Genomic DNA, 12215 nt, shown 5'->3' with positions numbered 1-12215 from the left:
TGTTTATTTCACCGAACCCAGCATGCCTTGAACAAATTGTTTTTGCAAGACGAAGAAAATAATGGCTGTCGGCAATGTGGCAATCACGATACCGCACATCATCATGCCATAGTCAGGTGTATAAGAAGCACCCATAGCTGACAACACCAATGGTACCGTCCGCTTATCTGGCGATTGTAATGCCACCAATGGCCATAAATAATTGTTCCAGCTGTTCATAAAGGTGATGATGGCAGCTGCTGCATAGGTGTTTTTGGCTGTTGGCATATAGACTCTCAAGAAAATATTCAGCTCATTCAACCCATCGATTCTCGCTGCTTCCACCAATTCTTTAGGAAATGCTTTGATATTCTGACGGAAGAAGAAAATCAAGAATGCTGTACAAACAGAAGGCAAGATCACGACTGCAAACGTATTGATGCCGATCGGTGTCCCACTTAATTTGCTGAACATGCGATACAAAGGAATCATCAATGCGGCGAATGGCACCATCATAGATAGTAATAAAATATTGAAGATTCGATCTTTGGTCTTGGTGCGATAGATCTCAAACCCATAGCCTGCCATCGAAGAAAACAAGAGCGCAAAGACCGTTGTGATCACCGCAATCACGGCTGAGTTGCCTAAAGCACGAGTAAAGTTCAAATCTGATGCAAAGAGATTTTGGAAGTTGATCACCAATTGGTCACCAATCATTATTTTCCCAGCAACAATATCAAATGTTTGGTTGGTCATCCCTAAGATCATCCAAACAAAAGGAAAAATCGAAATGAAGGCCAAAATAGCCAAAAAGAGATATTTAAGTGTCAGCGATAAAGTTTTCAATTTTCTTTCCCTCCTATTTTGGTTTGAATGATAGACAAGATAACAATCGCAATCACGATCACAAAGGAAACTGCTGCGGCATAACCAAAGTTAGGTGTAAATTTATAGCTCAAGTTATAGATATATTGAGACAATGTCGTTGTCGCATTTGCTGGACCGCCGCCTGTGATGTTTTGGACTTCATCAAATAATTGCAATGTACCAATCGTTGATGTGATCGTTGTGAAAAGAATAATTGGTCGCAAATTGGGAATCGTGATTTTGAAAAACTGATCCCACTTTGTTGCGCCGTCGATTTCTGCTGCTTCATAAATACTAGGTTCAATATTTTGCATGCCGGAAATGAAGAAAATCATATTGTAGCCGGTCCAACGCCATGTGATGGCGAAAATGATCAAGACTTTGGCCCAAAAAGGATCGGTCAACCATTGGATCGGTGCGTCGATGACATTGATCTGGGTCAAGAAATTATTCACCAAACCATTAGCCGAGAACAAACTTTTCATGATCAAAGAATACGAAACCAAAGATGTGATACAAGGCAAGAACAATGCCGTTCTGAACAAGCCTTTGAATTTTAGCTTTTTGTCGTTCAATATGTTCGATACGACCAATGCCAAAAACAGCATGATCGGTACTTGGACCAATAAGTATAGGAAGGTATTGCCAAAGGCCTTTTTGAAGGTTGAGTCGCTCATCATACGTTGATAATTTCCCAAACCATTAAAGGTCATCGCTGTTGGCGTACCTGATTGGAACGATGTAAATAATGCTGAGATCATCGGGATAAAGACCAATGCTGTGATCAAAATCACTGGTAATGTGATAAATGCATTGCCATTGGCAAACCAATTTTTTGATTTATTTTTCATTGTGATTCCTCCTTAACACAGAAACTCGCGATTTCTCACGAGTTTCTGCAAAGTTGTTCGATTAGTTTGCAATCTGTGCTTCGACTTGTGATTGTGCATCTTCTAATACTTTGTCAATATCTTCGCCATTAATGACCCGTTGCAAGCTTTCTGTCAACACAGATTCGATTGCATAGGTATGGTTGCCATAATTTACAGCAGGAATTTCTTGTGACCATTGTGAGAAATCTTGGAAGACTTTTTGACCGCCGTAGAAATCTAATCCTGATGTATATTCTTCTGTTTCTTCTGCTGCATTCATTGTAGAGACTAAGCCGATTTCTGTCGCCAATGTCCCCATCAATTCTTTGTTAGTGGCAAATGTATTCGATAAGAAGTCTTTGGCATTGTCTTCTCCGTCAACACCTTTGATCACATACCAACCAGCACCACCGATACTTGATGCATTGACTGAATTGCTGTCGCCGGCAATTGATGGAATCGGTGCAATCGCCCAGTTGCCACTTTGGTCTTCGGCACCTTGGATCGTGCTTGAATACCATGCGCCAGTTGGTGCGGATGCCGTGTTGCCTGATTGCACTGCATTCACGCCGCCGTCCCAATCAGACACTTGCTCAACCAAACCTTCATTCAACAATGTCGCTAAAACGTTCAGACCAGCTTTGAAGGATTCATTGTCTTTGATGGTCACAGTCGTACCATCTTCACCGGTATACCACTCACCAGCTGATTGCATGATAATGCGGGCCAAACCTAAATCACTTGGGTCTAATGACATCATTGGGTGCCCTGTTTTTTCTTTGACATCTTTGGCGATTTGGATGAAATCATCCCATGTGATGTCTTCAAGATCTGCTGCTTCATAGCCTGCATCTGCTAAGTAATCCGTGCGATAGAATAACCCGGCAACGCCACTGTCAAATGGTACACCATAAATGACATCGTCCACTTTGTTGACTGCAAATTTGTAACTTGAGAAATCATCTTCATTGACGATGTCCGTTAAATCACTGAACGCATCTGGATACGATGACAGATACCCTTGGATCCGATAGTCTTCAATCAAGACGATATTCGGTAAGCCATCGGTATTGCCTGAAGCCAAACTAGTATTTAATTTTTGAACGATATCATCTTGAGACATCGTTACCACTTCCACATCGACATCTTGGTTCTCGTAGACTTTCTTCGCTTCATTGACTGCCTTGATATTAAAGGTTTCGTCCCACGCCCAGACGGTGATTTTATCTGAACCACTATCTGAATCCCCGGAGCTGGATGAACTGCTGCCACAAGCTGCCAATGTCAAAAGCGCTGCCGCCGTTACAATAGAAGTTATCAATTTTTTCATTTCTATCCCTCTTTCCTTATTTATTACATGCTCACTATACATCGAATCTGCAACCGCATTCAATAACCTTGAAAGAGCTTACTAAAATTGTCCAAAAAAAGAAAAAATTTACCAATGGCTATCTTTTTTGAAAGCGTTTATATTAGAATAGAGGAATAGGGGGGAATACAATGGATATTCTACATACTGTCTTATTGGTGGATGATGAGGCAACGATTCGTGATGGCTTAAAACATATGATCCGTTGGGAGCAGGCGGGTTTTCGCTTGTTGGGTGAAGCGTCAAATGGGCAAGAAGCTTTGCACAAAATCAAACAATTACGGCCAAATATCGTCATTACTGATTTGAAAATGCCACAAATGGATGGCATTCAATTAACGAATATTATTCAACAACAATATCCAGACATTCATTTTTTGGTATTGAGCAGCTACGATGACTTTGATTACGTCAGTCAGTCTTTCAAAAATGGGGCACTTGATTATTTATTGAAACCGACGTTAACGCCGACATCCTTGCTGGCAGCTTTACATAAACTATCAAAAAAAATCAGTCATCGGCAAGGAACGATCTCTGAAGAAGCGCATATACAAGAAACGTTAAACCGCTATTTAGCCGGTTACGAAGAACATCTCGCAACGATCGACGCCTATTTTGCACGTAATACACGTACACACCGGTTTTGTCTGTTGTATACAAATTTACGTTACTTTCATACCAATCAACAACTCTTCCAAGCGCTTAAAGAATTTACAGAAGACGATGATGCATTGACAGCCTTGCCTTTTCGAACCAGTAACCATGATGCAGGTCTCTTGATCGCTTTTCCGGTGGACCACCTTTTTTTGCCTCAACTAAGAGCCTGTATCACCACTTTGACCTATACTGAAGCTGAGGCTTTTTTTTCTTTGAGTCGCGCCTTTCAAGACATCGAGCAGTTGCGTGAACGCTTCTTACAGTTGAAAGAAAAAAGCCGCGGCCAACATTTCTTTTATAAGCGGCAACGGTTGGTTTTGGAACCAGAATTGTTCCCTTATATTGCCAGTGAGCGCTTTGACACCAAGAAGTTCTTGCGGGCGTTATTAGATAACAATTTTTTGTTAGGCATCACTCGTATCGAAGACTATTTCAACGAAATGATTTTATCCAATGTCGATCCAGTCTTCTTGAAACAACAAGCCGGTAGTATTTTCTATACCTTATTGTCCCGTCTAGAAGAAGAATTCCCGACTGAGCCTGCCTTCAGTCAGATCAAACATACTTTCTTACGAGACGTTGCTGCTGTGCGTTACTTAGAAGACTTCTCGGATCTGCTCTTAGGGACGATCGAGGCTATTCGGCAACAACTGACACCTTTGGCACCGATGGATGAAGATGATTTGCTCGTCGCGATCCAACGCTTTATCCAAGACAATTATACAAAAAGCTTGTCACTTTCTGAATTGGCAGACACCTTCCATTTCAGCTATACCTATTTGTCAGCCTTTCTTTCAGCCAAATTGAAAATGAGCTTTTCTGACTATTTAAAGAATATTCGCCTAGAGAAAGCCAAGGAACTCTTGGTACAATCTGATTTTAATTTATCTGAGATCAGTGAAGCAGTGGGCTATTCTGATATCAGCTATTTTTCGAGAATCTTTAAGAAAGAATTCCAAGTGACTCCCTCTAAATACCGGCGGATGAATCAATTATGAAATGGACCAATTGGATCAAAAAAAATGAGCTGTTTAGTCGGATTTTTCTTTTTGTTGTGGTGGGCGTCATCAGTGTCTGTTTATTGACGGTGCTGGTGATTTACAGTCGCTCAAAAGATGCCTATGTTGCTTCCTATCAAAGTTCTAATACATTGCTTCTGGAAAAGATCCAAGAAGATTACGAACGCTTGAATGACAATATCAACCGTATCTTTGAGATCGTCGACGAGAGCAAAGCCGTCGAGAATTACCTGAAAGGAGAGCTGAATCAAGGCCGAACGATTTTGGAATTGAATGAGCAACTGCAAGATACCCGTTCACTCTTTCAAGATATTCCCTCAAATTTGGTTTTGATTGGTGTCAACGGCCGGACATTTTTCCAAAATGATGCGGTACGAAATCAATCAGTGGATGCCTTTTTGTCCAGCAGCTTTGCGCAAGAAATCAATGACAATCCAGCCATTAGTCAGTATTATTTTCTCGATCAAGGAATGAGTACATCAACGGCAGAGTATCCCGGCTTGATGTACGTTAGAAAGTTGATCAAGAATGATACGATTTTTGGGTATGCGTTGATTTTCCTTAAGGAAGTTGATTTTGCATCGATTTATCAGCAATTGCTGGATACCAGTCTGCATTCGATCTATATCGTCAATAGTGACAACGAGATCTTGTCCACGTCAAAAAAGAACTATCTTGGCGAAGCGTTCAATCAATCTTTGGTGGCTGAAAAACCTGCCATCAGTGTCAATCAATTGTCCTTATATTCCTATCAATTTACCTTATATGACGTATTGGACGAGAGTCATTTGGTCCGGAATATGCGGTTGATCCAACCGGCTGTTTTGATTTCGTTGTTTAGTATTTTACTCTTCAGTTTATTTGCCTTTTGGTTTATTCGCAAGATCACCCATCCGATTTACCAATTGATCGATAAAATCCCGGCGGTCACGCAAGGTGATTTCAGTGAACAAGTCACCCTTTCTGGAACTTATGAAACCCGTGAATTGGGACGAGCCTATAATTTGATGCTAGAAGACCTTGCGTCTTATGTCGATCATTTAATGGTCACAGAAGCCGAAAAACGCAAATTTGAGATTCGCTCGCTGCAAATGCAGATACAACCCCATTTTGTCTATAACACATTGACCGCCATCAAGTTCTTGATTTGGCAAAACGAACAAGAAAAGGCCACGCAAGCCATCGATAGCTTTGTCCAATTGCTGCGCCATACCTTCAAACGAGAAGAAATCGTGCCTTTCAACGATGAATTGGCGATTGTGGCAGAATACTTTATATTGATGAATGTCCGGTATGGTGAACGGATCCAGTCTTCCATTTTCTCTGATGAAGGCACCGAGGAAATCTTGGTCCCGAAAATGATTTTGCAACCGATTATCGAAAATGCCTATCTCCACGCCTTTCCAGCCGAAGATACGGGATATATCCAGATTTTCTCTCGTATCACCAAAGCCGGATTGGTCATTGAGATCATCGATAACGGTGTGGGCTTTACCGAAGCGGATACACAGCACAAACAGCATCAGTTCGATCATTACTCTGGCATTGGACTGGATAATATTGATCAACGGATCAAATTATTATACGGACCTAGCTTTGGGCTGACCGTTCATTCTTCTTTGAATGAAGGCACGACAGTTGTTCTGCTGCTGCCAATCACACGGATGACGGATTCTGAAAGTTTTGATAAGAAAAAAGCTGAATAACAGATAAAACTCCCTCTACGAATCTTGTAGAGAGAGTTTTTCCACTATTTTATATTCAAAGTTCATTACATGACAGTTTTTCACCATTGCTTGCTATAACTTGCTTATACCAATAGAATGATTTCTTTCTCCCACGTTCCAATGTTCCTCGACCTTCATTATCACGATCAACATAAATGTACCCATAACGTTTCTTCATTTCACCGGTTCCCGCTGAAACTAAATCGATACATCCCCATGAAGTGTAACCAAGCAGCACAACACCATCTTCATCGATAGCGTCTTTCATTGCTTTGATATGGGCTCTTAAATAAGCAATACGATAATCGTCGTTCACGATTCCATTTTCATCTGGTATATCCACAGCACCTAATCCGTTCTCAACGATAAACAGCGGCTTTTGGTACCGATCATACAAATCATTCATCGTGATTCTTAAACCCAATGGATCGATTTGCCATCCCCATTCAGATGATTCTAAATATGGATTTTTGATGGTTGGGAAAAGATTCCCCTCTGTTTTTTGTACATTTGAATCTTCAGAAGCAGCAACACGTGACGCATAGTAAGAAAAGGAAATGAAATCCACAGTGTGGGCCTTTATAATTTCAAGATCTTCTTTTGTTTGTTCAATCTTGATTCCTTTTTTTGCGAGCATCTTCCTTGCATAGGGCGGATACACCCCTCTCGATTGAACATCAATAAAAAAGTAGTTGCCTCGATCGCTTTGCTTGCTTTCCCATACATCTTTAGGGTTACAACTATATGGATAATAACTAGCTGCTGCCAGCATACAGCCTACTTGGTTTTGTGGATCAATCTCATGGGCAATTTTAGTAGCAATAGCGCTAGCGACTAATTCGTGATGCGCAGCTTGATACTTGATTTGTTCTTCATTTTCCCCATGTTCAAACGTTAAACCAGCGCCTAAAAATGGTGCATGTAAAATCATATTGATTTCATTAAAGGTCAACCAATATTTCACTAGCCCCTGGTAACGTGTAAATAAAGTCCGACACAGTTTTTCATAAAACCCAATCATTTTTCGATTGCGCCATCCCCCATACTCTTTGATTAAGTGAATTGGACAGTCAAAGTGTGTAATGGTCACAAGGGGTTCAATATTAAATTTATGACATTCTTGAAAAATATCTTGATAAAATTGTAGGCCTTCTTCATTTGGCACTTCTTCATCGCCGTTTGGGAAAATCCGTGACCAAGCAATTGAGAGCCTATATGTCTTAAATCCCATCTCAGCAAAGAGTGCGATATCTTCTTTGAAATGCGTATACATATCTATTGCATCCTTAGCTGGATAAAAATACTCGTCATCAAAGTTCAGCATTTTTCTTTTGCCCGTAATCACCGCCCTCCGGTCAGGTCCCGTCGGAATGACATCGACGTTAGCAAGTCCTCGGCCCCCTTGATTATATCCACCTTCACATTGATTGGCAGCTGTCGCGCCGCCCCATAAAAAATTATCCGGAAATCCCACTGTCTACACTCCTTTTTTATTAACCAATGATTTTTATGATTTGTTCACCGTTTACGATTGGTCCCTCATTGGCAATTAAAATATCACCAACTTCTGCACTATTCGTAATGACGATTGGTGTGATGACTTGATACCCTTGCTCTTGAATAAATTGCCGATCAAATGTGATCAACCGCTCTCCTGTATGGACTTCTTGTCCTTTTACAACATGATACTGATAACCTTCACCATTTAACTTCACTGTGTCGATGCCAACATGAATCAATAATTCAATACCATCTTTACTGGTCAACCCAATTGCATGTTTTGTATCGAAGATTGCTGTCACGATTCCATCAAATGGCGCAAATACATGCTCTTCTGTTGGCTCAATGGCAATACCGTGACCCAAAATTTCTTCAGAGAACATCCCATCATTTACTTTTTTCAAACTTTTCAACTCTCCTGTTAAAGGTGCTTTGATTTCTGCACTGCTGAAATTATGTGCTAATTTATCTTCAGTTACAGCACTTTCTTCTATGGTTGACGTTGCAGGGTCTTTGTATAAAACAAGCGTCACAACAAACGTGATCACAATACTAATTGCTGCCCCTATACCCGCGTTGATCAAATGAGAAAGTGTGTCATCTCCAATATAACTTGGTAAAGTTAACAAACCAGGCGATCCGCCTGAAAAGTTTTTAACACGCATGATTCCCATAAACAAACCACCGAAACCGCCACCGATCATTGCAGCGTATAGAGGGGTCTTGAATCGCAGGTTAACCCCATATAACGCAGGTTCAGTGATACCAAACAAACCTGTTAATCCAGCTGAAAAAGCCAATTGTTTGATAGTCGAATCCTTGGATTTAATTCCAACACCTATCGCAGCCGCACCTTGACTCACATTAGAAGCAAGCATGCCGGGATAGATCACTGTATCATATCCTGTTGTCATACGATTGTTGATGCCGATTGGTACCAAACCATAATGGGTACCTGTTGCAACAAATAAAGGTGTAAATGCACCTATCAACAATGGAACGATCCATGGGCTGACTGTTTCCAATGCTTTGATCCCAGTAGAGATCGTTTCACTGATGATATAGCCTAGAGGCCCTAAAGCAACAAGCGCTACTGCACCAACTACGAAAATCGTCAGCAACGGTTTGCTAAAGAATTTGATTGCCTTCGGTGAAATACGATCAGCGACTGGTTCCACATATGACATGAACCAAACACTTAAAATGATTGGAATAACTGAAGAAGAATACGTTACTGGTGAAATTGGCAAACCAAATAAAAAGATGCCTTCACCACTCTCTTTTACAGCAGTGACCATTGCAACAAAGTTCGGATGCAGTAAAATTCCTCCCAACATCATTGCTAGGTACATATTTGTTTTGAATTTCTGTGCGGACGAAGCAGCAAGTAAAATGGGTAAGAAATAAAATGCAGCATCTGCCATAAAGTTCAAAATCTGATAACTTTGACTCTCTGCCGTTAATACATTAAATACGACAAGCAAAGATAAGACAGCCTTTAACATTCCTGCTGCCGTTATCGCAGGTAAAATTGGTGTAAAGATACCAGTGATCGTATCTATGATTTTGGCCACTCTACCACGATCATCCTCTTCTGATGGCTGTTCATTTGTTAAATTGGTTTGGTTGGTGATTTCCTTATACACATTTCCAACATCACTGCCGATAATAATTTGATATTGTCCACCTTTGTTAACAACCCCCATAATACCAGGTGTACTTTTCAAGATTTCTTCAGAGGTTTTTTGATCATCCTTCAAATTAAACCGTAATCTCGTTGCGCAATGTGTCAATCCTTGTATATTTTCTTCTCCTCCCACTTGATTGATAATCGTTTGGGCCAAATCTTTGTAATTCATTTCTTCTTCCTCCTATTGTTCAAATTATCTGTATAAACATAAAAAAATACCTAAACAAACCCCTATCGGCATTTGTTTAGGTATAGCCTGGCAAGCCAGTAACAATCCTATTCACTAGTTATTCGTTTGATATGAATCGTTAGATAGATCAATTCATCTTCTTCTAATGGTCGACCAAATTCTTTGTTGATATATGCGCTGATTTTTAAAGCACAAGCATATTCTTTCATATATCTTTCTTTTAACATGAAAATAAAACTGCTTGTTCCCGCATCATCCAGTTTTGTCCCACTGAAAAGCCGTTGAACAAAAAACTTAAGATGTGTCACAAATCGCTCATAATTCAATGAATATTCATCAAGTTCCATTGAGAAATGGTATTTCACAATATTCAATACATGTTGAATAATCTTAGCCATTTCAGAGACTTGACTGACTTGTGCCATATCTAGTTCTGCATTTACGATATGCAATGCAATGAATCCGGCTTCATCTTCCGGTAATTCAATGTGTAAACGATGATTAATGATCGATAACGCTTCTTTTCCGATCAGGAATTCATGATTATAAAATCGTTTGATCTCCCATAAGAGCGCGTTTTTGATTTCCATTCCATTCTGATAGCGCTCGATAGCATAGTTGATATGGTCGGTCAACGTCAGAAATAAGTTTTCACTCAATTTTTTCCCTAAAGAAACTTTGGCGAAACTAATGATTTCATTCGCAACTTGAATGTGTTCGATCGGTATTGACGAAAGTAACTGCGTTAGTTTTGTGACATTCCATTCTTGTGTACTGAGATACACTTTTTCGATTTTGGCCTCATCGATCGTATCCCCAGGTTTTTTCTTAAAACCTAGCCCTTTGCCCATGACAACCAATTCTTGATGGTCATCATTCTCAGAGATCACAATGTTGTTATTGATCACTTTTGTTACATTCATACTTACAATCCTATTCTTTTTTTTAGATTTATACACAAAAAATAGGTATAGCCCACATAAAGCGGTAACAATCCTCAGAGCAAGTGTAGCATGTGTGTTCATACCCGTCAATAAAACATTTCTATTAAAGTAAAAAAACATCATCATGTCTATGACAACAATGTCATCCCATGATGATGTTTCGAATCAACTTTATTCGTACTATAATGTTATTTTCAATGAATTACATACGGTTTTCATGATCTGCTGTTTTCACTAAGTTGGCACCAACCATGCCACCAAGTGAAGTTAAAGCAAGACCTAATACCATAGCTACAAAGCCCCAAATAGATGCTTGTGCTGTTGTGTCGCTGGCTTCATCAGCCGTTTGACGAGCATCTTCGATTGCTTGATCAATTTCTTGTTTTGCATCTTCAAGATTTTGTTGCGCTGTTTCGATTTGTTGTTGTGCTTCATCTGATGCTTTTTGCAAGCCATCTACGATATTTTTTGTCGCTTCATCTGCTTCTTGTTGGCTCAAATCAGTATTTTGGGCCACTGCATTTGAAATGGCTTCTTCATCAACAGAATCACCAATCGTTGTTGCGCGATCTTGTAATTTTGTGCCTAAATCTTCAATAATTTGATCCGCATTTTCTGGATTCGTTGCAATTTCCTTCCCAGCTTCTGTGATCTCATCTGTTGCATCTGACAATTGATTTTGTAAGTAATCTGGTTGCAATTCAGCTACATCCGTATCTTCTAAGACATCATTGACATTGGCTTGCAACTCATCCGTGTTGATATCCCCCATATTGCCAGTGATTTCATCAAACGCTTTTGAAGCGACATCTGCGGTACCGCTGGCCACGTTTTCCACTGTGCTGCCAACTGCTGAACCGATGTTTCCAAGTAATGAACCAACCAATGAGAATGCCCCAACCGCTAAGTAAGACAACATAACTACCATCACGATCATACTGGTTGCCCATGTTAAGAACCCATGCACCAAGCCGATCCGTCTTGCTGAAACACCTGACACAAAGCCGGCACCAAACAATGCCAATACGAAGGTCACAATCGTCCAAATGATCAATCCAGTACCGACGCCATCCAATGGGTCATTTGACGTTGGTTCAACCATCCCAAAGCCAATTGCGGAACCAATCAACGACAATGTCATAAAGAGTGCAATAAATGTAACAACCCCTGCAAAAATTGATCCCCAAGACAAATTATAGCCTGCCTCACGCTCATCTGCGCCTAAATAATTTCTAAATCCTCTTTTCATTTTTCCTTCCTCCTGTTTCTTTATGATACCCACAGTTTAACAACAGGATGTTTTTTTATCAATTAACTTGCTTATAACTATGTTTTTGTAAGTGTTTTTAAATGTAAGCATATTATTATGATTTTTCGGCGATTTATGCTCATATCACTTGA

Annotated in this window: 8 protein-coding genes and 1 pseudogene; 2 read left to right on the top strand and 7 right to left on the bottom strand. The window is 40.1% G+C overall.

What is annotated here, in order from left to right:
- Window positions 1-3: 3 nt before the first annotated feature.
- The 3 genes and pseudogenes from A5886_RS04465 to A5886_RS04455 form a co-directional block, all read right to left on the bottom strand.
- Window positions 4-819, bottom strand: a pseudogene (locus A5886_RS04465) (carbohydrate ABC transporter permease); the annotation flags it as partial.
- A gap of 2 nt (window positions 820-821) precedes the next feature.
- The gene (locus A5886_RS04460; protein WP_086273830.1) at window positions 822-1697 is read right to left on the bottom strand and encodes a carbohydrate ABC transporter permease; all 876 of its coding nucleotides are present in this window, start codon (window positions 1695-1697) and stop codon (window positions 822-824) included.
- 61 nt (window positions 1698-1758) lie between these two features.
- The gene (locus A5886_RS04455; protein ID WP_086273829.1) at window positions 1759-3048 is read right to left on the bottom strand and encodes an ABC transporter substrate-binding protein; all 1290 of its coding nucleotides are present in this window, start codon (window positions 3046-3048) and stop codon (window positions 1759-1761) included.
- 170 nt (window positions 3049-3218) lie between these two features.
- Between A5886_RS04455 and A5886_RS04450 the strand changes: the two genes are divergently transcribed.
- Both A5886_RS04450 and A5886_RS04445 read left to right on the top strand, forming a co-directional pair.
- On the top strand, window positions 3219-4742 hold the full coding sequence (locus tag A5886_RS04450; protein WP_086273828.1) for a response regulator: 1524 nt from the start codon (window positions 3219-3221) through the stop codon (window positions 4740-4742).
- Window positions 4739-6469 carry a sensor histidine kinase gene (locus tag A5886_RS04445; protein ID WP_086273827.1) on the top strand — a complete coding sequence of 577 codons (1731 nt, stop codon included), beginning with the start codon at window positions 4739-4741 and terminating at the stop codon, window positions 6467-6469. The genes A5886_RS04450 and A5886_RS04445 overlap by 4 nt, the downstream gene beginning before the upstream one ends.
- Window positions 6470-6524: 55 nt before the next feature.
- Here A5886_RS04445 and A5886_RS04440 read toward each other — a convergent pair whose 3' ends face one another.
- The 4 genes from A5886_RS04440 to A5886_RS04425 form a co-directional block, all read right to left on the bottom strand.
- The gene (locus tag A5886_RS04440; RefSeq protein ID WP_086273826.1) at window positions 6525-7964 is read right to left on the bottom strand and encodes a 6-phospho-beta-glucosidase; all 1440 of its coding nucleotides are present in this window, start codon (window positions 7962-7964) and stop codon (window positions 6525-6527) included.
- A 19-nt stretch (window positions 7965-7983) separates the two neighbouring features.
- On the bottom strand, window positions 7984-9849 hold the full coding sequence (locus tag A5886_RS04435) for a beta-glucoside-specific PTS transporter subunit IIABC (RefSeq protein WP_086273825.1): 1866 nt from the start codon (window positions 9847-9849) through the stop codon (window positions 7984-7986).
- Window positions 9850-9956: 107 nt separating this feature from the next.
- Complete coding sequence (licT, locus tag A5886_RS04430) at window positions 9957-10793, bottom strand: BglG family transcription antiterminator LicT (RefSeq protein WP_086273824.1); 837 nt, start codon at window positions 10791-10793, stop codon at window positions 9957-9959.
- Between the two features lie 223 nt (window positions 10794-11016).
- Window positions 11017-12063: a hypothetical protein gene (locus A5886_RS04425; protein ID WP_086273823.1), complete on the bottom strand. Its 1047-nt coding sequence runs from the start codon at window positions 12061-12063 to the stop codon at window positions 11017-11019.
- Window positions 12064-12215: the final 152 nt, after the last annotated feature.

Origin of the sequence: Candidatus Enterococcus testudinis (genome assembly GCF_002140915.1) — a bacterium.
Taxonomy (GTDB): Bacteria; Bacillota; Bacilli; order Lactobacillales; family Enterococcaceae; genus Enterococcus_D; species Enterococcus_D testudinis.
This window is presented reverse-complemented; position numbering and strand designations above follow the sequence as displayed.